This is a genomic window from Bacillus cereus group sp. BfR-BA-01380, assembly GCF_022663535.1.
Classification (GTDB): Bacteria; Bacillota; Bacilli; order Bacillales; family Bacillaceae_G; genus Bacillus_A; species Bacillus_A cereus_BB.
Window position 1 is genome coordinate 29818 of the sequence record NZ_JAKUFS010000012.1, and the last position, 25398, is coordinate 55215.

Below are 25398 nucleotides of genomic sequence, written 5' to 3' on the forward strand. Positions count from 1 at the left end.
CAAAATTCAGCGAAAGCGTTGTCCAGCTCTAGCGGCTAGAATCTCCGGTCGTTTCGCCCCCTCGGACGAGGCAGAAAGCGCCTCTCTGTCGGGTGCGTGGGCGTCCTGCGATTCTGAGCGAGCCGCTTCCGCTTTTCTTAAGAAGTAAGGTGGGAGATAAACTGCTGGCATGCGCCCGATTGGTGAGGGCTGATAATCAGTGGGGGATGAAGAAAACCCCCCACTGATTAAAGTTTCACTTTATGTATGACTATCGGTAGTTGATAAATTGTACGTCGATTGATAAATCAGCTCCGCGTACAGCTGTGATAACTGCTTGTAGGTCATCTCGGCTTTTTCCTGTTACACGAACTTGATCATCTTGTACTTGTGTTTTTACTTTTAATTTTAATTCTTTAATAATGTTATTAATTTTTTTCGCATTTTCTTTATCAATGCCCTGTTGTAATTTTGCACGTTGGCGTACTGTACCGCCAGAAGCGCTTTCGACTTTTCCGTAATCTAAGTTTTTAATCGGAACTTCACGCTTAATTAATTTTGAAATCAAAACATCTTTTACTTGGTCAAGTTTATACTCATCATCAGAAGTTAAAACGATTTCCTCTTTTTCTAATTTAATATCACTTTTGCTTCCTTTAAAGTCATAACGATTTTGAATTTCTTTTAATGCGATGTTAATAGCGTTTGTTACTTCTGGAAACTCTACTTTTGAAACGATATCAAAAGAACTATCTTTTGCCATAATAAGCACCTCCAAATTAAATTCCATTTCTACCCCGTCTTAACGGGCTGTAATATCCCGCTTAAAGTATAGCGGAAAATACATTCGTTGGAAAGGCGGGATAAACAGCCCATAAAGGCCCGATTGGTTCGACTAATAATCATTGAAGAAGACCACCTCAATGATTAAAGTCTCACTTTATTATAGAGAATTTTAGCGAGTTGGACAAATAAAGGGAAAAACGTGTATAATGAAACTTTGTTTGGAATGATAAAAAAATATAATAAAGCTGTTATCGGTGCGGATGTTTTTACATTAAGAAACAATGAAGATATCACCCGTTAGAATAAGATAAATTACATATAGAAGGGAAGTAAAAATATGAAGTTACAACCAGGAGCGATTGAAGAAGTAACGGTTTTACGTGAAACAGAAATTGGATATATGGTCGGTTACGAAGAAGATGAAGTGTTTTTACATAAAAATGAAGTCGCTGGAGAAATTGAAGAAGGTGACACGATTGATGTGTTTTTATATCATGATCATCAAGAACGTTTAGCAGCAACGATGAAAACGCCGCTTATTACAACGGAAAACTGGAATTGGGTGAAAGTTGTGGAAGTGAAGCCTCGTTTAGGGGTGTTTGTTGATATCGGTGTTTCGAAAGATATATTAATTCCAGCTGATGAGTTTCCTATTTATACACCAGTATGGCCAGAAGAAGGCGATGAGTTATATTGTACATTAAAATTAACAAATCGTGGCCGTTTGATTGGTCTTCCGGCAAGAGATGCGGATATGCAAGAAATTGTCGTAGAAGCGACGCCATCTATGCGCAATAAAAATGTAAATGGTCGTGTGTACCGTTCATTGCAAGTTGGATCGTTTGTTTTAACGGATGAACATTTTCGTGCTTTCTTGCACTGTTCTGAACGTAAAGAGCAAGTGCGTATTGGAGAACGAGTAACAGGACGTATTATCGATGTGAAAGAAGATGGAACAATTAATATTTCTCTTCTTCCTCGTAAAGAAGAAGGAATGGAAGATGATGCAGCGGTTATTTGTGAGTATATGGAAAGCCGCGGCGGTGTAATGCCATTTTGGGATAAGAGCCATCCAGAAGATATTGGGGAGCGTTTTCAGATGAGTAAAGCAGCTTTCAAGCGTGCTCTTGGTAAACTGATGAAAGAAGGAAAAGTTTATCAAGAAGAAGGTTGGACGTATTTTAAAAAGTAATATAAAAACAGCCGAACAAGTGTAATTTGTTCGGCTATTTTTGTGATTCTTGAAAACGTGTAAACGTATCTTTTAAGTCGCTGTCTTCTACTTTAATATTCTCTTTCTTTAATTCTTCTATTAATACTTTTTGACGCCACGTATTATCTTGTATACGCTCAGTCTCAAGCGTTTTGCGAATGGAATCTTTTACTTTGTCGTATGGCTTTAAATCTTTTTTGTCTGTTAATTTTATAATATGGTAGCCTTTTGTTGATTTTACAGGTTCACTTATTTCACCGACATGTAATTTATAAGCAGCATCTTCAAATTCAGGTACCATTTTTCCGGGGCCGAAGTAACCTAAATCTCCACCATTTTCTTTTGAAATAGTATCTTCGGAATATTTTTTTGCTAAATCTTCAAATGATACACCACTATTCAGTTGTCTTTTTATATCGTTAGCCGTTTGCTCATCGTTTACTAAAATTTGGCTAGCTTTAATTTCTGGTTTATATCGGGCTTTTACGTCTTTTTCAGTTATCGTTTGTTTGATCGCTTTATCGATGGCTAAGCTCGAACGAATTTGTTTTTTTAAATCGTCTTCGTTTTTCATTCGGTTACTTTCGAGGAACATTTTAAAATTATCGCCTGCTTGTTCTTTTGTTTTGTTAAATTCCTTATCAACTTCATCATCGGACACTTTAAATTTTTTAATCATAATATCTTGTGCCATCATTTCATAGAGCATATCTTTTCCGAAGCGTTCTTTTAACGCCTTATCAAATTCGCCTTTTGTTATCGTACTAGTAGTAGAGGTTGCGATTGGATCGGAACTTCCTTTTGGATCACAGGCAGCTAACATTAACGTACCGAGCGTCGCTGCTGCAATAAATAATTGTTTTCGTTTCATGTAAACACCTCATCCGAAAATTGTTATTTCTATTGTAGAAAAATGAAGTGAACATGATGTGAATTCGAGATGACTTTTGTAGAATTAAAAAAGTACATCAACGAAAATGTCGATGTACGAGGAGGGCTTGTTCGCATGAAATAGAGGATCCAAGTTATAGATTATAAGTAAGAAAATGGTTTACTATAGATGATCCGTCTTTTTGGAGTAAGCGCGTTTTCCTTGCGCGATATTTTTTTGCTGTTCTTCATTTTTTTGCGTGCGTTTTGCGTTGTTATCACGCGCTTTTTTGTCGTTGTCACTTGTATGAGGCATATGGTTCAACTCCCTTCATAACGGTTGTACGTTTATCATTTCCGTTTTCGTTAAGACTATGTATAATGTATACGATGGAATTTATATAAAGGTGGACTGGGAGATATGGACTTAAAACTGAACTATGCTGAGCTTACAAAAAAATTAGTCGTTGTTATCATTGCCGGTTTGTTAAATGCGATTGGAATGAACTTATTTTTAACACCAGCGAAAGTGTACGCTAGCGGTTTTGCTGGATTGTCGCAATTGCTTTCGCAAGTGTTAGGAGATTTTCTGTCAATACATATTTCAACGGGAGTTCTTTTTAGCTTGTTTAATATTCCGGTTGTTATTTTAGCTTGGAAAAAAGTAGGGAAGTCATTCACATTCTTTAGTTTTTTAAGCGTTGCATTTATGACATTATTTTTAGAAATAGTGCCAGTAAAAGCGGTATCTCATGATATTATTTTAAACGCCATTTTTGGAGGGTTAATTTCTGCGGTAGGAGTAGGACTTGCTTTGAAGTGGGGAGCCTCAACAGGTGGTTTAGATATCATTGCCATGATTTTATCTAGAGTGAAAGATAAGCCGGTCGGAACGTATTTCTTCTTGTTTAATGCGATTATTATTATAGCGGCTGGTTATTTATATGGCTGGGAAAAGGCGCTTTATACGTTAGTGACATTATATGTATCTTCACGTATTATTGATGCCATACATACGCGTCATGTGAAAATTACGGCATTCATTGTAACGAAAAATGGAGCAGAGGTACGAAAGGCAATTCATGAACGATTAGTTCGAGGGATTACTACAGTTCCGGCAACAGGTGCGTTTACGAATGAAAATAAAGAAATGTTAATGATCGTCATCACTCGTTACGAGTTATATGAGTTAGAAAGAATTGTAAAAAAAGTAGATCCAGGTGCGTTCACAAACGTTCTCGAAACAGTTGGGGTGTTTGGATTGTTCCGTAAAGATTAATAAAAGAGGACCGTGTTTGGTCCTCTTTTTATTTGTTTCTCTAGTCACAGTTACTCAGTTGTTGAAATGCTTTGCAGTTGTTCTTGCATTTCGTGCAATTGTACTTTTTCGGCAGTAGAAGAATTCGTATAAGCGGACAACAATGCATTTTTAGCTTGATTAACAAGTGCTTGCTGCTCGCTATCATTTGAACAAGATACAGCTTGTGAGACGGCATCTCGTGCTTGTTGGAATAGTAAATTACCCATTAGAACCCTCCGAGAGAAGAGTTTTTTCGTTCTTTTTCTGCTTCAGCTAACGTACCACGGTATGGGAATCTTGCGTCGTGTTTCATAACAGAATCTGACCCTTGTTGTACGAAACGTTTTGATTTATTCTTTTTACCCATTCGTAATGCCCCCCTTTTAGCAGAAAAGCATGGACACATTTGCTGTGTCTCCTATAGTATGTGCGCTTGGCGTCATACTATAAGCAGGGAATTTTCACCTTACAATCCAAGTGCCTCCTCTAAATAAAGAGCAATTCCATCTTCTTCATTTGATAATGTTACGTGGTTTGCTAATGATTTTAGTTCTGGAATGGCGTTTCCCATGGCGATTCCATGTCCGGCAAATTCAATCATTTCAAAATCATTATCTTCATCACCAAACGCGATGATATGTTCTTTTGGGATATTGTAGTAACTTGAAATTTTTTGTAAGCCAATTGCTTTATTTAACCCGCTTTTCACAATTTCAATAATCGGCCAAGGAGCGCCCCATTTGCGGTGATCGATTACCTCTGCATGCATATCTGTTAAATGTTGACGAATAGAATTTGATTTTGACTCATGTGCATCAATTAATAAACAGGTTGGATGATCTTGTAAAATGTTGAGTAAATCACCTGTGAAAATTTTAGGTGAGCCGAACTCGAAAATATGTTTTTTGTCTTCATCAAGTTGTTTCACGTATACATCATCAATCACTTCTGCGTAAATATTTTCTACTCCAAATTCCATACATGCACGAACGATTTCTTGTGCGGTATTAAGTTCAAGTGGAGAGTGATGCGTTCCCCACTTCGTATCAAGTGGATGATGGACGTATGCACCGTTAAAATTTACAATCGGTGTATTTAGACCAAGTTCTTTATAATATGCATGACTCGCACGAAATGGACGGCCCGTTGAGATAACAACGATATGGCCTTGTTCTTTTGCTTTTGCAATGGTCTGCTTTGTACGAGCTGAAATCATTTTTTGATCTGTAAGTAAAGTACCGTCTAAATCTAATGCAATTAAATGTTGTTTTTTCATGCGTCTCACACCTTTTATAAAAAGTTTTGTGTATATTCATCTTAATTCCTACATGATTAAATTGTCTACTATTTGTCATTAGTAATGGGAAAAGTCAAGTCTTTTTCTGGAAGTTCGAATAATGTTTCTTTCCTTTTGTACAATTTGTGAAAGGGGTTACAATATGGAGATTATCGTGTTTATAATGAGAATGTAATCTTCTCGTATAAGTTGTTTGACTCTCCTTTGATACTGGTCTTTATGGCCAGTTTTTTTTGTTTCTACATATACTGATGTATCTCCTGCTAAAATGTGTAATTTCATTATATGAGCATGGTTTCCTAAACATAACAGAAAAGGTTTTTTAAAATGGGACATACTAAAGATGTAAGAATGGAATGGAAGGAGAATGAATATGGGACAAAGTCATCGATTCCGAGCTGGTCAAAAAGCACCGAATGACGGCATCTATGTTGAAATTGGTGAAACAGGGAGTATGGTTAAGGATCCAAAAATGGTGAAGCTCTCTGCTGGTGATAAATTTCCGGGAGTTACAAACCAAAATAGACAATGGACATATAAACGAAAACCATAACAAATCCCGCAGTTGTAAACTGCGGGATTTATTGTTGTGAATAAATAAAAAAAAGATAACAACTCAGTCACTCTATGAAAAACCGACAGAAAAGCACTTTTTTTAATGGTCGAGAGGGACTGGCTATGTATAAGAGCGGTCAGGGCCTTTTCCTGCCACGCGCAAAGTTTCAAAACAAAGAAAGGCAGCGAGGTGTAGGTCCATTTTTACCCCGCTATTCGTGAGCAATAAGCCCCCCACCTCAGGATTGGGAGAGAAGCGAAGAAGATAGGGGGGTAACTGCCCGTAAAAGCCCGGTTGGTTCAACTGACCATCAGTGAGAAAAGCGTCACTGATGGAAGTTTTACTTTATCTTCATGGCAGCATTCTATATGCTGAAAAATGAAAATAACTTTCTATAGGTAATAAGGAGCGTATTTTCGCTGGAATCATACTTCTTACCAAACTTCTAAATGAAATGTATGGCTAAGTAGTTACAAAAAAATAAGGTTGTCATAAAGTCCTCTTTGTTGAATAAAATAGGTAACTTGTCGTATAATCAAATCAAAGGTCAAAAAAAGTCAAACTTTAAAGGAGCTGTAGCAGCGATGGACTTAAATCGAATGACGACAAAAACACAAGAAGCGATTATGGATGCACAATCAATTGCTACGAAGCATCATCATCAAGAAATTGATATTGTACATCTTTTAGTCTCGCTTCTTCAGCAACAAGATGGATTAGCAATTCGTATTTTCCAAAAGATGAATGTAAATATAGATCAGTTCGTGCAAGGGGCAGAACGCTTGTTAAAGCGAAAGCCATCGGTTACAGGAGGCGGCGCAGAAGCAGGAAAAGTTTATATTACAAGTGCGCTTCAGGGGCTGCTTGTAAGGGCTGAAGAAGAAGCAAGGCATTTGCGAGATGAGTATATTTCAGTGGAACATATTCTTCTTGCGTTATGTGATGAAAAGAAAACGAATGATATACGTGAATTATTTACGTCGCTTCGTATTACGAAAGAAGCGTTATTGCAAGCATTAACAGAAGTTCGGGGGAATCAAAGAGTGACGAGTCAAAATCCAGAAGTAACATACGAAGCTTTAGAGAAATATGGTCGTGATTTAGTGGCGGAAGTAAGGCAAGGAAAAATTGATCCAGTCATTGGGCGTGATAGTGAAATCAGACGTGTGATTCGCATTTTATCGCGTAAAACAAAAAATAATCCTGTGTTAATTGGTGAACCTGGTGTTGGGAAAACAGCAATCGTTGAGGGATTAGCACAGCGTATTGTTCGCAAAGATGTACCGGAAGGATTAAAAGATAAAACGATTTTTGCGCTTGATATGAGCGCGCTTGTTGCAGGGGCGAAATTTCGCGGTGAATTTGAAGAGCGTCTGCAAGCGGTCTTAAATGAAATTAAAAAAAGTGAAGGAAAGATTTTATTATTTATCGACGAGCTGCATACCATTGTTGGTGCTGGTAAAACAGAAGGAGCAATGGATGCCGGGAATATGTTAAAACCAATGTTAGCGCGCGGAGAGTTGCATTGCATTGGAGCGACAACGCTTGATGAATATCGCAAATATATTGAGAAAGACCCGGCATTAGAGCGTCGTTTCCAACAAGTATTGGCGGAAGAACCGACAGTTGAAGATACCATTTCTATATTGCGCGGTTTAAAAGAACGATTTGAAATTTATCATAGTGTGAATATTCATGATCGCGCTCTTGTTGCAGCTGCAATGTTATCAGATCGTTATATTTCTGATCGTTTTTTACCGGATAAAGCAATCGATTTAGTTGATGAAGCATGTGCAACGATTAGAACGGAAATTGATTCGCTGCCAACAGAGCTAGACGAAATAACACGTCGCATTATGCAGTTAGAAATTGAAGAGGCTGCGCTTAGTAAAGAAACAGACCGGGCAAGTAGGGAGCGGCTGCAAACATTGCAGCGTGAGTTGTCGGATTTAAAAGAAAAAGCGAGTGGAATGCGGGCGCAGTGGCAAAGAGAGAAAGAAGAAATTTATAAAGTGCGCGATTTGCGCGAAAGTCTAGAGCGTTTGCGAAGGGAGTTAGAAGAAGCAGAAGGGAATTACGATTTAAATAAAGCTGCAGAGCTTCGTCACGGGAAGATTCCAGCTGTAGAAAAAGAATTGAAAGAAGCAGAAGAAGTAAGTGCGAATAAACAGCAAGATAATCGCCTTCTTCGTGAAGAAGTAAGTGAAGAAGAAATTGCGAATATCGTATCGCGCTGGACTGGTATTCCGATTACAAAACTTGTAGAAGGAGAGCGTGAAAAGCTGCTTCGCTTAGAACAAATTTTATCAGAACGTGTCATTGGACAAGAAGAAGCGGTCGGTCTTGTGGCAGATGCAGTGTTGCGTGCTCGTGCGGGAATTAAAGATCCAAATCGTCCAATTGGTTCGTTTATTTTCTTAGGACCAACAGGTGTTGGGAAAACGGAACTTGCGAAAACGTTGGCGCAGTCTTTATTTGATAGTGAAGAACAGATGATTCGAATTGATATGTCAGAGTATATGGAAAAACATGCCGTATCTCGTTTAATTGGAGCGCCTCCAGGCTATGTTGGATATGAAGAGGGCGGACAATTAACAGAAGCTGTGCGTCGTAAACCGTATTCTGTTATTTTATTAGATGAAATTGAAAAAGCACATCCAGAAGTGTTTAATATTTTGCTGCAAATGTTAGATGATGGACGTATTACAGACTCACAAGGACGTACAGTTGATTTTAAAAATACAGTTATTATTATGACGTCCAATATCGGCTCGCAATATTTATTAGAAGGATTAGGAGAAGATGGTTCTATTCAAGAAGAAGCAAGAAACCTTGTAATGGGGCAACTTCGCGGTCACTTCCGCCCAGAGTTTTTAAATCGAGTGGACGAAATGATTCTCTTTAAACCACTTACAACAAATGAAATAAAAGGTATTGTTGATAAAATCGTGAAAGAGCTGCAACATCGTTTAATAGATCGTCATATAACAGTTGAACTAACAGATGCTGCCAAAGAGTTTATTGTAGAATCTGGATTTGATCCGATGTACGGTGCGCGTCCTCTAAAACGTTACGTACAGCGTCAAGTTGAAACGAAGTTAGCGCGTGCGCTCATTGCAGGCACGATTACAGATCATAGTCATGTATTGATTGATGTGTCAAATAACGAGTTAGTTGTTGACGTTAAATAAAAAAGAGTCCGGATATCCGGACTCTTTTTTATTAATGCTGCTGTGCAGGTTCGTTTGGAATTAATGCTCCAAGTGCGATTACAAGTACAGTAATAACTACAGAAAAGATAGACGCTTGCCCAAAATCGTATGTAACGCCTGGCGTCATCGAGCTAATTACGTAGCTCATCATTTGCACAAGCAAGAACGACCAGATAAAGGCCCAAATTACACGCATCCTTTTACACCTCTATTCGTTCAGTTTGTCTTTATTGTATCATAACTCGAAAAAGAATATAGAAAAATATTTGTCGTTTTTGCAAAGCAAATTGCTCTTCGCGTCATACATTATAAAAGAGTAAATTTGATGTTGTCATATAAGGCGGGAGAAGTATGAGTATTACGGAACGTTTTTTCTTTTTAGAACAAGAGCCATGTGTGATTCACTTGCCCGAAAAACCGAATGGATTCGGGATATTACTATTAGGCGACTACAATTACTTTATTGAGAATGGTACAAGTTTATGGCTTCAGCATACAGGACGGTTACAATTTTTAAATGCATTGCGAAAGAAAGGTTATACAGTTTTTTCCTCTAATTTATTCGGCAGACATTGGGGGAATGAACAGGCGGTTCGTCTGGCGAAGCGATTGTATCATGTTGTTATGAAAAAGGAAATTTTGAACGAAAAGATTCATATCATAGCAGAAGGGATGGGTGCGCTTGTTGCTCTGCAAATGATGGCGCAATATCCAGAGTGTGTGCGTTCGGTTCTTATGTTTAATCCGTGTCTTCATTTACCAGCACATGTTGAACTTGAAAAAGAACACAAATTTTTTTATAAGCGGTTAATTCGTGAATTGATGCAAGCATATGATGCAATCGAATCAGAATTAGAATGGAAAATTGAAAAGAAAGCATTTCCGTATTTAGTATCCTCTGTTCCAGTAAAAATATTTGTATCTACTCAAGAAAAAAAGGAACGAAAACAGTTGCTTCGGGAATATGAAAAGAAACGTTTGCAAGAGAATTGTCTGACTTCATTATCATTTCATCTACAGGATGTAAAATATAAAATGGCACAAAATGCATGTCAGTTTTTTAAATGGTATGAAGACTTATAAAGCTCCTATACATAAGGAGCTCTTTATGTATTTGAGGAGGGAGCGAAAATGAAACGAGTAATTGTTGTTGGGGCGTTAACGTTTATAGGTTATCATCTTGTACAGAAGTTTCTTAAAGAAGAGATTGAAGTATATGCGTTTGATTTTGATGATATGAACAGTGATTCCAAGATAAATGAAGAAAAATTATGTTTAATTGGTCGGAATGCATTGTTTATGTATTTTTCGTTGCGGGATAATGATGGATGGGAAGTTTTGGAGGAAGCAGATATTGATGCTGTATACTTTTGCTTATGCGAGCCGAATCAGCAAAAGAATTTTAGAAATGAACGTGCCATATTGCAATATGTAAAGCGATTTGAGAATTTTTGCAGACGAAAGGAAATAAAATTTGTTATTTCATCTTCTATAGAAGTGAGTCATGCTTGTAGTAGCAATGAAAATAGTATGATCTTTTCAAAAATTGAACGTGAAGTACAAAAAGGAGACGCAGATTACTGCATACTACGTGTTCCGGCAGTATATGGACCGTGGCAACCGTCATTTATGACGTATCACCATATCATTCTTGCTCAATTAAAACAACAAACGATTTCTCTTCCTATAGCAGAATGCACATGTGATCTTTTGTATGTTGAAGATGTTGCGAACTGTTTATATACGATTGGTCAAAGAAAGCTGGGAATGAAACTATATGCTCTTTGTAGCGAAGAGGAAAACCGATGGCAAAAAGGAATTGAGATATTACAGAAAAGAGGGGGATTCCAAATACAGAAGAAAGAGTGTCTAAAAGGTGATGAGGAAAAGATCATTGTTCCGAGTAAGTTTTCTTTAGAAAAGGGGATGTTGCGTCAAATTTCTCATATAAAACAATATAGGGAGTTATACGAGACGAGTGGCACGTGGTAAACTGGAAAAGAAAGCTTTGATGTGGAAAGGATGAGGGAATATGAACGAAAAAAATATGCAGTTTTTACAAATCGCAATGAAACATTTACCAGAAGCAAAGGCGATTTTAGATGATCACGGTGTGGCATTGGATATGGAAAAAGCACAGCCTGTACTGGAATTATTAATGAAGGTTATGGGCGAAGCGTATGAACTTGGGAAAGCGGATGCAAAAGAGTAATATAAATACGAATTGAAAAACCGACATAAAAACCGCTTTCTTTTTTGGTGGGCGAGAGCGCCTGGCCGTGCATAGAGGCGGTCAGGGCCTTTTTCTGCCACGTGCAAGGTTTAAAACAAAAGGAGCAAGCAAGTAGCTGTAATGTTATTTTCTGCATAGCAGTGACTTGGCGGTCTGAAAAATAAAATGAATATATAAAAGAGACCTTTCCGTCTTGATGGAAAGGTCTCGCTTTTTTTTATCCCGCATTAACGGGCGGTAAGATTCTCACCTCAAGATACAGAGAGAAGCGAAGAAGATAGGTGGGGAACAACTGCCCATAAAAGCCCGATTGGTGAGGGCTAACCATCAGTGGGGGAGAACACCCCGCTGATGGAAGTTTCACTTTATTCGGCTACTTTATTTTTTCGTTTGAATTTACTTACTACTTCATACACAATCGGTACGATTAATAATGTTAATAGTGTAGAGCTTGTTAATCCGCCGATTACTGTGACGCCAAGACCTTTTGAGATCAGGCCGCTTCCTTCAAAGCCTAGTGCAAGTGGAAGTAAAGCGCCAATCGTTGCGATAGCTGTCATTAAAATTGGGCGTAATCTTGTCGCACCAGCTTCTAATAATGCTTCGCGCGTTGTAAAGCCTTCGCGTTCCTTATGAATTACGCGGTCAATGAATACGATAGCGTTCGTAACAACGATACCGATTAACATAAGGGCACCAATCATTGCAGAGATGCTTAATGTTTCACCAGAAATTAGTAAGGCAACAACGGCACCAATTATCGTAAATGGAAGCGAGAATAAAATCGCAAATGGTGCCAGTGCTCCGCCGAATGTTACAACAAGAATGAAGTATACAATCGCAATGGCAGCTAACATTGCTAAGCCAAGTTGTGTAAAGGATTCTTGAATATCTTTCGATACACCGCCCATTGACACATCAATGCTAGATGGTAAGTCTAGCTTATCTACTTCTTTTTGAATGTTTCGAGAAGCTTTTGCTACATCGTCTGTTGTTGGCTTTGCGGTTACTGCTACATATACGCGGCCGTCACGTCTCGTTACCGTATTAGAAGTTTCTCCTTCTTTTACAGTCATAATGTCTTTTACGGCCACTTCTGTACCAAACGGCGTTTGTACTTTTCGATTTGTTAAATCATTAACGTTTTCGTAGTTTTGTTTGTTTACTTCAACATACACATTCATCTCTTTTTCGTCTTTTTTAACTGTTGTTAAGACAGGGCGGTCGTGAGAGTCGGAAAGTCCCATGCCAACTTGTGCGGCAGTTAGTCCGAGTTTACTTAACTTCTCTTGATCTGCTACTAATGTGTATTCATCGTATGTTTTTGCGATGCTAGAGTTGATATCTTTTAACGTTTTATCTTTTTTCATGATATTTTGAATCTCTTTTACGACAGGTTTAATTTCTTCTAAATTATCGCCGTATACGTATAACTTAATTTCATTGTTGCCTCCGCCAGATGAGAAGTCTTGATTTTTCCATTCTCCTTTGTCTGTCATCTTTTGCAGGTCTTTCACAACTTTTTCTTTTTCCTTCTCAAAGTTCTTTGTATCATTTTTGTATTGAACAAAGAATAATGCTTGGTTCGATTTACCTGGGCTCATCGGATTTTCTCCGCCAAGTGAGAACTGAATTGTTTTCACATCTTTATTTTTCTTAAAATAATCTTCTGCTTTTGTTGCAATATTTTCGACATCTTGCAATGTTTGCCCAGGGTCTGGATTGTAAGAGGCAATTACTGTTTTCTCTTCTTCAGATGGTAAGAAACTTACACCTACAATTGGCAGAAGAGCAATACTTCCTACTAATAATAAAACCGCGATGCTAGACGTAATAACTTTATGGTTTAATACCCATTCTAGAAGGCGCTTATATCCATTAGCGAGTTTACTTGGTTTCTCTTCATGATTATGTTGTTGTTTTTCTTTCGTACTTTCCTTTTTAAATAAAGAATGCGCCATCATTGGAACAACTGTAACAGCTACAAGAAGAGATGCTAATAAGGCGAAAACAATTGTCAAAGCAAACGGTAAGAATAGCTCGCCAATCATTCCTTTCACAAGGCCGAGCGGTAAAAAGACCGCGATGGTTACGATTGTCGATGACATAATGGGAACGAACATTTCTTTCGTTGCTTCGCGAATTAAGTCTTTTCCTTTTAATTTTTCACCTGGTAAAGCCATGCGCCGGTAAATATTTTCAATAACAACGATGGAATCGTCGACAACACGGCCGATAGCGACAGTCATTGCTCCGAGCGTCATCATATTTAATGTAATATTCATTTCTTTTAATAATAAAACTGCAATTAATAAAGAAAGTGGAATTGAAATAACAGAAATAAGTGTTGTTCGAATGTTACGCAAGAACAACATGATGATAATAACAGCGAAAATGGCACCAAAAATAGCTTTATTTAACATTGTGCTAACTGATTTTTCGATTGGTGCACCTTGATCGAATGTTGAAGTGATTTCGATGTTATTAAATTTCTTTTCAAAATCATTTGCTTTGTTTTTTACAGCATTTACAACGTCAACTGTATTCGCATCAGCAGCTTTTATAATTTGAAGGCTGATTGCTTCTTTTCCGTTTGTACGCGAGATGGATTCTGCTTTTCCAACTTGTTTAATATCGGCAATATCTTGTAATGAGACAGTTGGAATTGCTAATGATTGTCCCGTTGTAGCTGGATTCAGATTCGGCTGCTGTGCCGGAGCCGGTCCGTGTGCACTTCCTTGGCTTGTAGAAGGAACAAGTGGAATTTTCATTTCCTTTAAAGCATTTAATGTTGTAATGTTGCCATCTACAACAACAGATTTATCTTTATCTTTAAATGTATACAGTCCGAGCGGTATCGAAACGTTAGAACCTTTAATCATGTTCTTGACTGTTTCTTCGCTAAGACCTAATTCTTTCATTTTCTCTTTATTGAAGACAAGCTGTACTTCTTCTACTTGTTGACCCGAAATTTGAACAGAGGCAACACCGTCTAATCCTCGTAAGCCTGGAACAATATCTTTTTCTACTCGTTCTGTTAGCTGTGCAAGAGACTCATTTTTATTTGTGACACTTAATGAAATAACAGGAAAAGCATTGATGCTAAGGCGAGAAATTTTTGGTTCTTTTACGCCTTCCGGTAAAGGTAAGTTAGCGAGTGCTTCTTTTACTTCTGTTTCTGCTTTTTCCATATTTTTATCAAAGTTATATTCTACTTGAACAGAAGACGCGTTTTGATAAGAAGAGGAGCTGACAACGGTTACTCCACTTAAGTTTTGTAGTCGTTGTTCGATTGGTTTTGAAATCTTTTCTGCTACTTCAGTTGGAGTAGCACCAGGATATACAGTTGTCACTGTCACAAGTGGTGTCGTGATGTCCGGGATTGTTTCCAACTTCATGCGAAGGCCAGAATAGATCCCTGCAATCGTAATAATAATCGTTAATAGCCAGACTGCGAACTTATTGTTTAACGAAAAATTAATCATTTTATTCATTTCTACGCTCCTTTTTATTAAAACTGACTAATTGGTCATAATAAGCAAAGTATAAATGACTGACTGGTCAATAGTCAATGAAAAGGTAAAATATTGTGAACTACTTGCAATTTTTGACTGATGAGTCATAATGCGGATAAGAGTGTTTTTTTTAGGGGAGGAAAAAGATGAAGGAAAAAGAACGGTTAATTATTGAAACAGCAATCAAATTATTTGCGATGAAGGGCGTGAATGCAACGTCTATTCAAGAAATAGTAACAGAATGCGGTATTTCTAAAGGTGCCTTTTATTTGTATTTTAAATCGAAAGACACGTTAGTATTGGCAACGCTCGAGTATTACTACGATCAGATTCAAAATAAACTGATGGATATTGAAAAAGAATCACTACCTCCACGCGAGAAATTTGAAAAACAATTACATTGTCAGCTTTACGAATTACAACAAAAAAAAGAATTTATTATGATGTGTATGAGGGAAAATGCGATTCCTTTTAATGAAGAAGTAGAAGCATTTATGACGAGAATGAAATTAGAATCACATGCTTTTTATCGAAACGGTTTACTTTCTATTTACGGAGAAGAGATTTCTACGTATCTTATTGATGCAATTATTATGTTAGAAGGGATATCGCATGCATATTGGGAGTTAGTTATTTTAAATATGGCAAATGTAGATACACCATATATAGTAAGATTTATATTAAAAAGAATGGATGATATCGTAGCGGGATTACAACGTTCAAACGAAAAACCGGTTATTTTAGAACGAGAATTCAATCATTTTTTGTGTAATACGAATGTAATGAACGAAGATAAGGAAGAATTATTTATAAATGAAATTATTAAGTTAAAACGTACGCTAGTAGACCAATTAGGAAATGATGAATTAATGGTTACGTTAGATGTACTAGAATCAGAAATGAAAACGGATCATCCGCGAGTTCCAGTTATTCAAGGCATGTTGTCCAACTTAAAGTTGTATCCAGAATTGCGTGATTTTCGGGAAAGACTTGCATTGTACTATAAAATAACAAATTAATAATATATAGACAAAAGGAAATTTATCATTTAAAATTAGTACCAAGTCATAAGAATTGATATAAATCGGAGGGCTGCAATGTGAATGTGGGCATTTTAGGAATCGGGAGATATGTGCCAGAAAAAGTTGTCACAAATCACGACTTAGAGAAAATAATGGATACATCTGATGAATGGATTCGTACAAGAACAGGAATTGAAGAAAGACGAATTGCTGATGATACAATAGATACTTCACATATGGCCGCGAAAGCTGCAAAAAAAGCACTTGAAGATGCAGGAATTAGCGGAGAAGAAATTGATCTTATTTTAGTTGCAACAGTAACACCAGACCGTTCATTTCCAGCGGTTGCTTGCGTAGTTCAAGAAGAAATCGGAGCAAAGCATGCAGCAGCGATGGATTTAGGCGCAGCTTGTGCTGGTTTTATGTACGGAATGATTACAGCGCAACAATTTATTCAAACTGGAACTTATAAAAATATATTAGTAGTTGGTAGCGATAAGTTATCTAAAATTGTAGATTGGAAAGACCGAAATACAGCTGTTTTATTTGGAGATGGAGCAGGCGCTGTTGTTATGGGGGCTGTTTCAGAAGGGAAAGGCATTCTTTCGTTTGAATTAGGAGCGGATGGAAGCGGTGGTAAACACCTTTATCGTGATGAATATGTTATGATGAATGGCAGAGAAGTCTTTAAGTTTGCTGTTCGTCAACTTGGTGATTCATGTCTTCGTGTTTTAGAAAAAGCGGGTCTTACGAAAGAAGATGTGGACTTTTTGGTGCCTCATCAAGCGAATATTCGTATTATGGAATCAGCGAGAGAACGGCTAAATTTACCGCAAGAAAAAATGAGTACGACAATTGCCAAGTTTGGGAATACGTCAGCTTCTTCCATTCCGATTGCTATAGTAGAAGAATTGCAAAATGGACGTATTCAAGATGGGGATCTCATCATATTAGTTGGCTTTGGCGGCGGATTAACATGGGGAGCAGTTGCTCTTCGTTGGGGTAAATAAGGACTGAGAGAAAAGGAGTGTATGTTGTATGGAAAAAAAGCGTGTTGTAATTACAGGATTAGGAGCAGTTACTCCAGTAGGAACGGATGTAGAAACTGCTTGGGAAAATATTAAAAATGGTGTATCTGGAATCGGACGTCTTACACGCTTAGATGCAGATCAATTTCCGGTGAAAGTGGCCGCGGAAATTAATGACTTTGAGGTTGAAAAATATATTGATAAAAAAGAAGCGCGTCGTATGGATCGCTTTACACAATATGCAGTAGTAGCAGCAAAAATGGCTGTAGAAGATGCAAAGCTAGAAATTACTGAAGAAAACGGACCGCGCATTGGTGTGTGGATTGGATCCGGAATCGGTGGTATGGAAACATATGAAGAGCAGTTTAAAATCTTTAGTGAAAAAGGCGCACGCCGCGTTAGTCCATTCCTCGTACCAATGATGATTCCTGATATGGCTGCAGGCCAGGTGTCCATTGCATTAGGTGCAAAAGGGATTAATACATGTACAGTGACAGCTTGTGCATCCGGTGCACATTCTATTGGTGATGCATATAAAGTTATTGAGCGCGGAGATGCAGATGCGATGATTGCAGGTGGAGCGGAAGCGCCGTTAACAAATTTGGCGGTTGCTGGATTTTGTTCAGCTAAAGCATTAACATTTAATGAAGATCCAGCAACTGCTTGTCGTCCTTTCGATAAAAATCGAAGTGGATTCGTAATGGGAGAAGGCGCAGGAATTCTTGTATTAGAAGAATTAGAGCATGCGTTAGCGCGCGGTGCACATATTTATGCTGAAATCGTTGGATACGGAGCAACAGGTGATGCATTCCATATTACACTTCCAGCTCCTGGCGGTGAAGGCGGCGTACGTGCGATGCGTCAAGCGTTAGAAGGAGCAGGTCTACAGCCAGAAGATATCGATTATATTAACGCGCACGGTACAAGTACAGAAGCGAATGAAAAATATGAAACGATGGCAATTAAAGAAGTATTTGGCGAGCATGCATATAAAGTAGCGGTAAGCTCTACAAAATCAATGACAGGACACTTATTAGGTGCAGCTGGTGCGGTAGAAGCGATTATATCTGTGAAAACAATTACAGATGGCGTTGTTCCGCCAACAATTAACTATGAAACACCAGATCCAGAGTGTGATTTAGATTGTGTACCAAATCAAGCAAGACAACAAAAAGTACGTGCTGTATTAAGTAACTCATTAGGTTTCGGCGGCCATAACGCAGCATTAGTATTTAAAGAATATAAATAATAAAGTGAAACTTTAATCAGTGGGGGTTTTCTTCATCCCCCACTGATTATTAGTTAAACCAATCGGGCTTTTACGGGCAGTTTATCTCCCGCCTAACTTCTTAAGAAAAGCGGAAGCGGCTCGCTCAGAATCGCAGGACGTTGGAGCACCCGACAGAGAGGCGCTCTTTGCCTCGTCCGAGGGGGCGAAACGACCGGAGATTCTAGCCGCTAAAGCTGGACAATGCTTCCGCTGAATGTTGAGGCGGGAGTATTACTGCCCGTTAATGCGGGATAAATACAAATTGAAAAACCTTCTTTTTAGGTGGTCGAGAGCATCTGGCCGTGCGTAGAAGCGGTCAGGGCCTTTTTCTGCCACGTGCGAAGTTCAAACAAAGAGAGGAAACGAGTGTAGACTACTTTTTGTTTTGCGTGGCGGCGATTTGTATGTTGAAAAACAAAATGGATTTATATAATAGAAGTTCCATTGAATATATGGAATTTGAAAGGAAGATAATCGTCCGTATAGTGGATGGTTATCTTCTTTTTTTATGGGCTGTTTCAATGACTTTGATGAAAATCTGCACTTTTTTTATGCTTTCTTTCGTTTCGCTGCATATGTATGGAACAAAAGGAGAGTGGGAGAGATGGGAGTAATTCAAACGGCAGAATGGATGCGTACGTATTATCAAGAGCCGGAAAAAATTTGTGAGAAGTTTACAAAGTATATTCCGCTCCAGAAAGAAACGTTGTATCGATTTCTTGTGTCAAAAGGAATGTTTCGGCCGGTAGCAGGTGGTGAGGAAGACATAGATGTCTTGCAAAAAGAACGAGTATGGGAGCAATTGGCGGTGGAATATAAAAAACTGCAGCAATGGTTAAAAGGACCTGATATACCGGTATTAATTTTATTATCAGATCCGTATAATCGAACTGTTCAACGAGAATATAACGGAAAAGCAGGATTAGCAATGCGAAATGCTTTGTTTTTATTTGTAAGTTCACAAAATTCGATTGCTGAGCTAAAGGCACTGCTTACTCATGAATATCATCATATATGTCGGATTTATGCAAGTGAGAGGGAAGAAGAAGCGTATACCATTTTGGATACAATGGTGATGGAAGGACTGGCGGAACATGCGGTGTATGAACGGTATGGGGAAAGTCACTATGCCCCGTGGGTGTCTTATTATGAGAAAGAAGAAGCAATTATGTTTTGGCGGCGGTTTATACAAGATAAGCGGGGGATACAACGGGGGACGCGCGAGCATGATATGTTGCTGAATGGAAGAGGATTATTCTATCCGAAAATGCTTGGGTATGCTGTGGGATTTCATATTGTAAAAGATTGTGCAGAGCGTAAGAAATGGAATACAACTTCTTTATTAAGAATGGATGCTAAAGCTATTTTAGAGGAGGCATTGTCTTTTGATCCTGCATGACTCCTCGCCTTAAAATTCCGAGAGAAGCGAAGCGCAGCGCAGTTGGTTCAACTAACCATCAGTGGAGGACGAAGAAAAATTCCACTGATGGAAATTTCACTGTATAAGCATGAAAGATAGAGGGTTATGAAGAAATTAATTAAGAAGAATATATTTCCTCTCTTGGAATAAATTTTACGAAAGATGACCATAATGAGATATACAAACAGTTGTGAAGTGAGGGGTAAGCAATGTTATATCTGCATGATGTATGGGTAAATTGGTTTGAAGGTGAAGAAAACGGGTATAACGTCTGTCATTTCTATGAATGGCGTAAGGATGATACGATCGAATTGTTAGATCAAGTACCATTAGTAAAAGTAGATTCCACATTATATCATTACATCGAGAACGAATTGCTAGAGCTTCCGCAAAAGCTATTGGAAGACGTACATCATAAGGCGTATATTCGAAAAAACCATGAACGACTACAGCAAGAGTATTGTTTTGTTGTATCAGATGGAAAAGGAATAATTGCGATTGATACAATTGGATACAATATTCCAATACGTAAAAGCCGACTGATTCCAAGACAAGAGCAAATGGTATATGAAATGGTAGAAAACGTACAAGCAGAAACATATGGTTTTGAAGTGGAATCGCCGCAAAAGGAACATCATATTTTATCACCTTCCCCGCATATGATGAATGGGTTAACAAGGAAAGAACGACAATTAAAACAACTGCTCTTTATGGCACTAGATCAACTACATACAACGAAAAATCCAGCGGAGATTCGCTATTGGTTCACAGAATGGGATCCAGCAGCATATCCAGCTGTACAACATCTACCGTTTGAAGAAGTATGGAACCGCTTATATGAAGAAGCGAAGCACGGATGGTCAGACAAGCATGAACAGCTTTGTGAGCGACTTGTAAGAGGACAACCGTTCTTTGAAAAGTTGTGGGAAATGGAAAATGAGCAAAAGGTAAATTAAAAGGAATGATCCAAAAGGCACGTATGTGCCTTTTCGGATCATTCCCTTTTTATGTGTCTATAAAGATATCGGCGATATTTGAGATATATCGCCGATTCGACACAATATAAAGACCCCTCGACAAAATATGGCACGCGAGTGAGCGAGCCGCTTTCGCTTTTTTATGATGTCCAGCTCCAGCGGCTAGACTGGTCGGTGGCTTCGCGCCTTCCTGCGAGGTAAAAAGCACCTCTACGTCAGGAGCTCCATCCCCCTCTCAGTCTAAGCGAGCCGCTTTCGCTTTTTTACTTATCTTCGTTTTCTGCTTAATCCCATTGCGTTTTCGACTTTGCGAAGTTGCTTCATTGCGACGCGGTTTGCTTTTTCCGCCCCTTGATCAAGGATTTCGTCTAATTCAGGAGAGTTAATAAGTTCATTATATTTCTCTTGAATTGGACGGATTGCTTCTACAACAACATGCGCTAAGTCGCCTTTAAAGTCACCGTATCCTTTACCCTCGTATGCAGCTTCTAATTCTTCTACTGTTTTTCCTGAGAAAGAAGAGTAGATTGTTAATAAGTTTGAAACACCTGGTTTATTTTCTTTATCAAATTTTACGATGCCGTCTGAATCGGTTACAGCACTTTTAATTTTCTTTTCAATCGTTTTTGGATCGTCAAGTAAACTAATCATCGATTTTGGATTTGGATCAGATTTACTCATTTTTTTCGTTGGCTCTGTTAATGACATAACGCGAGCGCCTACTTTTGGAATGCGAACTTCCGGAATTGTGAACACTTCGCGATAACGCTTGTTAAAACGCTCTGCTAAATCGCGTGTTAATTCCATATGTTGTTTTTGGTCCTCTCCAACTGGAACAATCTCTGTATTATATAGTAAAATGTCTGCTGCCATTAATGGCGGGTATGTTAATAAAGCAGCTGGAACAGATTCTCTTCCTTTTGATTTATCTTTATATTGCGTCATACGTTCTAATTCACCGACATACGCAGTGCACTGCATAATCCATCCAAGCTGAGCGTGTGCTGGAACTTCTGATTGTACAAATAGTGTAGATTTCTCTGGATCGATGCCGCATGCTAAGTATAATGCGGCTAGACTGCGAATATTTTTACGAAGCTGTACTTGGTCTTGCGGTACAGTAATTGCATGTTGGTTTACAATGCAGAAATAGCAATCGTGTTCATTTTGCAGTTCTGTAAACTGCTTCATTGCTCCTAAATAGTTCCCAAGTGTAATTGTTCCGCTTGGCTGAATGCCTGAAAAAATAACTGACATATTATTTCCTCCTTGAAAAGGTGTATTGTTTTTAGCTTTTTCATATTTCCGTCTAAAATCCTAACGTCTTATGGTTTTGAACGAGCCGCTTCCGCTTTTCTATGATGTCCAGCTCCACCTCCTAGGCCCTCATGTCTAAGAACCTTCCACACGAGAAGGTAAAAAACACCTTCTGTGTGAAAGAACCTTAGCCAACAGGCCTAAACAGTCGGCTCCGCTTTTCTAGATGTCCAGCTCCAGCGGCTAGACTGGTCGGTGGCTTCGCGCCTTCCTACGAGGTAAAAAGCACCTCTACGTCAGGAGCTCCATCCCCCTCTCAGTCTGAACGAGCCGCCTCCGCTTTTCCAATAAAAAAAGCCCATTCATCCCTAAAAGTAGGGACGAATGGACCGCGGTACCACCCTAATTATTTTGCGGAAAGCAAAATCTCTTTATCCATTGTAACGTTGGATGTGACGCCAAAGCCTACTCCTGAAACGTTTCGGTTTGGTGCTCAAAAGCCCATTCCATACTGTACAATTACTTGTTCTCACCAACCACAAGCTCTCTGAAATTGCCTCAATATGTACTCTTCTTTCTCATTGCATATGTATAAAATTTTTGTATCATTATAACACACAATAAATAGTTTGCAAATTATTTAAGAACAGCGAAACTAATAATTGTTGATAATGCTCCTAATATGATACCAGTAATCAGAATAGGGTATGTCCATGCAAAGGAATATGTTCGATATAATATTTCTTTCGGATCGCGTTCTTCTTCTTCCTCAATTAACGATTCAATCTTTTTATTGGATCGACCTAATTTCTTAAAAGCGTATATTGTTACATTGAAAAAACCGCGTTGAAATAGAAATACAAATCCTCCGATAAGAATGAAGAGTAAAGCGATATAAAACATCATATTGACAAAATTCAACAAAAAAGAATTGGAGAATATAACAGCATATGTGCCAGAAATCGCCATTGTGATTCCTGTTAGTATACCAATACGTGAAAAAAGTGTGTTCAAATGCTTCCCCTCCACAAAAAAATTACTAGAATTATTATACTATAAAAGTTATAATATGTACTATAAAGAATTTTTAGAAAAATATATCTAATTATGCATTTTCCTTTAATTAGATAACTTCAATGTTAAGTCCGGTCTTTACAAAATATATATAAAATACTCGGTAAATTAAAAATTTTAACAAAAAAATAAAAAATTATATTCACAATTGTCTCATTATATGTATAATGAAAATTGTAGAAACTTGGAGATTATTCTTTCAATTCCATTTTTTCGCAAATGAAGGTACATAATGTGCAATTAGAGAACCTGATTTGCTAGATTCAATCTCATATGTAAATAGGTTTATTACAAATGGTAGTAATAATGTAATTTATTCCATCGTTTTCAAGGGTATATGCCTATGATGGGCGTATGCTCTTATTTTTAAAGATAATAGTAAGAATATTTTAAACTATCTTATTGCTTTTGAAAAAAATGGGGAGGTGCTATTTATGGGACGTTATACATTACAACGTTTCGCGTACATGATCATCACATTATTTTTAATCACAACTTTAACATTCTTTCTAATGAAGTTGTTGCCAGGTTCTCCACTTAAAAATCAGGAGAAATTATCACCTGCACAAAAAGAAATCATTTTAGAAAAATATGGCTTAAATGATCCGATACCAGTGCAGTATGTTCACTACATGAAAAATTTAGCTAAAGGGGACTTAGGGGTATCATTCCAATATGATAATCGTCCAGTAACAGATATGATTGTTGACCGCATAGGTCCATCTGCACAATTAGGTTTTCAAGCAGTTGTTTTAGGAACTTTTATTGGCTTATTACTCGGTATTGTTGCAGCGCTTCGTCCGAACACGTGGGCTGATTACGGGGCGACGTTCATATCGGTACTCGGAATGTCTGTACCGGGATTCGTTTTTGCGGCCCTATTACAATATTATGTAGCAGTAAAAGCGGGCTGGTTACCGGTAGCATTTTGGAAAGGATTCAGTTTCACAATCCTACCAACAATTGCATTGTCGGTAACTGTAATAGCAACAATTGCTCGCTTTGCACGTACCGAATTAATAGAAGTTATGCAAGCAGATTACATTTTAACAGCGAAAGCAAAAGGGATTAGTCAACCTGTAATTATTGTGAAACATGCACTGCGAAATGCTATGATTCCAATCATTACAATTTTAGGTCCATTGGTTGCGAACTTGTTGACAGGAACACTTGTTATTGAGCAAGTATTTGCTGTGCCAGGTTTAGGGGAACAATTCGTTAAGTCTATTCCATTAAACGACTATACAATTATTATGGGTACAACGATTTTCTATAGTGCAATTTTCATTCTTGTTATCTTTATTGTCGATATACTATACGGTGTAGTTGATCCTCGTATTCGTTTAGCGGGAGGGAAAAAATGATGAAAGATGTACAAAAATTATCGCCAGATTTATTTCAACCAGCAAATCGCAGCAATGCAGATAATGAAGTGATTGCTCGCCCGAGTGTGAAGTTTTGGGAAGATGTAAGAAGACGCTTGTTTCAACATAAAGGTGCAGTTTTTGGGATGATTATGCTCGCTTTAATTGTGCTATTAGCAATTTTCGGCCCGATGATGAGTAAATATTCTTATAAAGATCAAGATTTAAATCGTGCAAAATTACCGCCGAAAGTACCGGTTTTAGAGAAGATTCACTGGCTACCTTTTGATGGTGTAGACCAATATGGTGTAGATCAGTATGAGAAACATGATACTAAAGAATATTTCTGGTTTGGTACAGATGATCTTGGCCGTGACATTTGGACAAGAACGTGGGATGGAACACGAGTATCTTTATATATCGCATTCTTAGCAGCAGCAATTGATTTAGTGATTGGGGTTGCATATGGTGGTATCTCTGCATTCTACGGAGGCCGAGTTGATAACTACATGCAACGTTTCGTTGAAGTATTAAATGGTATTCCGTACTTAATTATCGTAATTTTAATGGTAATTGTAATGGATCCTGGTATTCTATCGATTACACTTGCGATGGCTCTTACAGGATGGATTGGAATGTCACGTGTTGTACGTGGTCAAGTATTGAAAATGAAAAATCAAGAGTATGTATTAGCATCACGTACACTTGGAGCGACAAACACACAATTGATTGTAAAACATTTAGTACCAAACTTAATGGGTTCTATCATTGTTATGACGATGTTCACAATTCCAAGCGCAGTGTTTGGAGAAGCTTTCTTAAGTTTTATCGGTCTTGGAATTCAACCACCGTTAGCATCATTAGGTTCTTTAGTAAGTGATGGATATAAATCAATTCAAACATATCCACATATGATGTTTATTCCAGCATTTGTAATTAGTATGTTGATTTTAGCATTTAACTTATTAGCAGATGGTTTACGTGATGCATTAGATCCAAAAATGCGTAAATAAAAGAAGAAAGGA

Annotated in this window: 24 protein-coding genes and 1 other annotated feature; of the genes, 14 read left to right on the forward strand and 10 right to left on the reverse strand. The window is 38.0% G+C overall.

Features of this window, described 5'->3' with window-relative positions:
• Positions 1-250 precede the first annotated feature (250 nt).
• A complete protein-coding gene (locus MR076_RS12830; RefSeq protein WP_242221106.1) occupies positions 251-742 on the reverse strand; it encodes a YajQ family cyclic di-GMP-binding protein in 492 nt (163 codons plus the stop codon).
• Between the two features lie 360 nt (positions 743-1102).
• On the opposite strand from MR076_RS12830, the gene MR076_RS12835 reads away from it, so the two are divergent.
• Positions 1103-1957 carry a CvfB family protein gene (locus MR076_RS12835; protein WP_242221108.1) on the forward strand — a complete coding sequence of 285 codons (855 nt, stop codon included), beginning with the start codon at positions 1103-1105 and terminating at the stop codon, positions 1955-1957.
• Positions 1958-1991: 34 nt separating this feature from the next.
• Here MR076_RS12835 and prsA read toward each other — a convergent pair whose 3' ends face one another.
• On the reverse strand, positions 1992-2849 hold the full coding sequence (prsA, locus tag MR076_RS12840; RefSeq protein ID WP_242221110.1) for a peptidylprolyl isomerase PrsA: 858 nt from the start codon (positions 2847-2849) through the stop codon (positions 1992-1994).
• Between the two features lie 183 nt (positions 2850-3032).
• Positions 3033-3164: a DUF3941 domain-containing protein gene (locus MR076_RS12845; protein ID WP_098918564.1), complete on the reverse strand. Its 132-nt coding sequence runs from the start codon at positions 3162-3164 to the stop codon at positions 3033-3035.
• A 105-nt stretch (positions 3165-3269) separates the two neighbouring features.
• On the opposite strand from MR076_RS12845, the gene MR076_RS12850 reads away from it, so the two are divergent.
• Positions 3270-4127, forward strand: coding sequence for a YitT family protein (locus MR076_RS12850; protein ID WP_242221112.1), 858 nt, complete (start codon positions 3270-3272; stop codon positions 4125-4127).
• Between the two features lie 50 nt (positions 4128-4177).
• Here MR076_RS12850 and MR076_RS12855 read toward each other — a convergent pair whose 3' ends face one another.
• From MR076_RS12855 to MR076_RS12865, 3 genes are all read right to left on the reverse strand, one after another.
• Positions 4178-4375 carry a DUF3813 domain-containing protein gene (locus MR076_RS12855; RefSeq protein ID WP_242221114.1) on the reverse strand — a complete coding sequence of 66 codons (198 nt, stop codon included), beginning with the start codon at positions 4373-4375 and terminating at the stop codon, positions 4178-4180.
• A complete protein-coding gene (locus MR076_RS12860; RefSeq protein ID WP_242221116.1) occupies positions 4375-4515 on the reverse strand; it encodes a competence protein in 141 nt (46 codons plus the stop codon). Before MR076_RS12860 ends, MR076_RS12855 begins: the two co-directional genes overlap by 1 nt.
• A gap of 99 nt (positions 4516-4614) precedes the next feature.
• The gene (locus MR076_RS12865) at positions 4615-5424 is read right to left on the reverse strand and encodes a Cof-type HAD-IIB family hydrolase (RefSeq protein ID WP_242221118.1); all 810 of its coding nucleotides are present in this window, start codon (positions 5422-5424) and stop codon (positions 4615-4617) included.
• Positions 5425-5818: 394 nt separating this feature from the next.
• On the opposite strand from MR076_RS12865, the gene MR076_RS12870 reads away from it, so the two are divergent.
• Together MR076_RS12870 and clpB are read left to right on the forward strand one after the other, a co-directional pair.
• Positions 5819-5998: a YjzC family protein gene (locus MR076_RS12870; RefSeq protein ID WP_242221120.1), complete on the forward strand. Its 180-nt coding sequence runs from the start codon at positions 5819-5821 to the stop codon at positions 5996-5998.
• A gap of 587 nt (positions 5999-6585) precedes the next feature.
• Positions 6586-9192 carry an ATP-dependent chaperone ClpB gene (gene clpB / locus MR076_RS12875; RefSeq protein ID WP_242221123.1) on the forward strand — a complete coding sequence of 869 codons (2607 nt, stop codon included), beginning with the start codon at positions 6586-6588 and terminating at the stop codon, positions 9190-9192.
• Between the two features lie 31 nt (positions 9193-9223).
• Here the strand turns inward: clpB and MR076_RS12880 are convergent, their stop codons facing one another.
• Positions 9224-9409 carry a YjzD family protein gene (locus MR076_RS12880; protein ID WP_090915806.1) on the reverse strand — a complete coding sequence of 62 codons (186 nt, stop codon included), beginning with the start codon at positions 9407-9409 and terminating at the stop codon, positions 9224-9226.
• A 155-nt stretch (positions 9410-9564) separates the two neighbouring features.
• Between MR076_RS12880 and MR076_RS12885 the strand changes: the two genes are divergently transcribed.
• From MR076_RS12885 to MR076_RS12895, 3 genes are read left to right on the forward strand one after another with little or no spacing between them, the layout of a single operon-like run.
• The gene (locus MR076_RS12885) at positions 9565-10296 is read left to right on the forward strand and encodes an alpha/beta fold hydrolase (RefSeq protein WP_242221125.1); all 732 of its coding nucleotides are present in this window, start codon (positions 9565-9567) and stop codon (positions 10294-10296) included.
• 48 nt (positions 10297-10344) lie between these two features.
• Positions 10345-11205 carry an NAD-dependent epimerase/dehydratase family protein gene (locus tag MR076_RS12890; protein ID WP_242221127.1) on the forward strand — a complete coding sequence of 287 codons (861 nt, stop codon included), beginning with the start codon at positions 10345-10347 and terminating at the stop codon, positions 11203-11205.
• Positions 11206-11245: 40 nt separating this feature from the next.
• Complete coding sequence (locus tag MR076_RS12895) at positions 11246-11425, forward strand: ComZ family protein (protein ID WP_242221129.1); 180 nt, start codon at positions 11246-11248, stop codon at positions 11423-11425.
• Between the two features lie 386 nt (positions 11426-11811).
• On the opposite strand, the gene MR076_RS12900 is transcribed toward MR076_RS12895, so the two are convergent.
• Complete coding sequence (locus tag MR076_RS12900; RefSeq protein WP_242221130.1) at positions 11812-14940, reverse strand: efflux RND transporter permease subunit; 3129 nt, start codon at positions 14938-14940, stop codon at positions 11812-11814.
• 167 nt (positions 14941-15107) lie between these two features.
• Between MR076_RS12900 and MR076_RS12905 the strand changes: the two genes are divergently transcribed.
• The 5 genes from MR076_RS12905 to MR076_RS12925 all read left to right on the forward strand — a co-directional run bounded on the left by MR076_RS12905 (position 15108) and on the right by MR076_RS12925 (position 20657).
• Entirely contained in the window at positions 15108-15980 is an 873-nt protein-coding gene (locus MR076_RS12905; protein ID WP_242221131.1) for a TetR/AcrR family transcriptional regulator, read from the forward strand.
• A gap of 80 nt (positions 15981-16060) precedes the next feature.
• Entirely contained in the window at positions 16061-16993 is a 933-nt protein-coding gene (locus MR076_RS12910; RefSeq protein WP_242221132.1) for a beta-ketoacyl-ACP synthase III, read from the forward strand.
• Positions 16994-17021: 28 nt separating this feature from the next.
• Positions 17022-18260, forward strand: a complete 1239-nt coding sequence (fabF, locus tag MR076_RS12915) for a beta-ketoacyl-ACP synthase II (protein WP_242221133.1) — start codon at positions 17022-17024, stop codon at positions 18258-18260.
• A 625-nt stretch (positions 18261-18885) separates the two neighbouring features.
• A complete protein-coding gene (locus MR076_RS12920) occupies positions 18886-19680 on the forward strand; it encodes a DUF2268 domain-containing putative Zn-dependent protease (RefSeq protein ID WP_242221134.1) in 795 nt (264 codons plus the stop codon).
• A gap of 230 nt (positions 19681-19910) precedes the next feature.
• A complete protein-coding gene (locus MR076_RS12925; protein ID WP_242221135.1) occupies positions 19911-20657 on the forward strand; it encodes a YjbA family protein in 747 nt (248 codons plus the stop codon).
• Positions 20658-20945: 288 nt separating this feature from the next.
• Here MR076_RS12925 and trpS read toward each other — a convergent pair whose 3' ends face one another.
• Both trpS and MR076_RS12935 read right to left on the reverse strand, forming a co-directional pair.
• Positions 20946-21935 (reverse strand): tryptophan--tRNA ligase, encoded by a 990-nt coding sequence (trpS, locus tag MR076_RS12930; protein WP_242221136.1) that lies wholly within the window; start codon positions 21933-21935, stop codon positions 20946-20948.
• 373 nt (positions 21936-22308) lie between these two features.
• Positions 22309-22526 (reverse strand) — a binding site (T-box leader).
• A gap of 45 nt (positions 22527-22571) precedes the next feature.
• Positions 22572-22904 carry a DUF3899 domain-containing protein gene (locus MR076_RS12935; protein WP_242221289.1) on the reverse strand — a complete coding sequence of 111 codons (333 nt, stop codon included), beginning with the start codon at positions 22902-22904 and terminating at the stop codon, positions 22572-22574.
• Between the two features lie 539 nt (positions 22905-23443).
• On the opposite strand from MR076_RS12935, the gene opp3b reads away from it, so the two are divergent.
• Together opp3b and opp3C are read left to right on the forward strand one after the other, a co-directional pair.
• The gene (gene opp3b, locus MR076_RS12940) at positions 23444-24373 is read left to right on the forward strand and encodes an oligopeptide ABC transporter permease (RefSeq protein ID WP_242221137.1); all 930 of its coding nucleotides are present in this window, start codon (positions 23444-23446) and stop codon (positions 24371-24373) included.
• Positions 24370-25386, forward strand: coding sequence for an oligopeptide ABC transporter permease (gene opp3C / locus MR076_RS12945; RefSeq protein WP_242221139.1), 1017 nt, complete (start codon positions 24370-24372; stop codon positions 25384-25386). The genes opp3b and opp3C overlap by 4 nt, the downstream gene beginning before the upstream one ends.
• Positions 25387-25398: the final 12 nt, after the last annotated feature.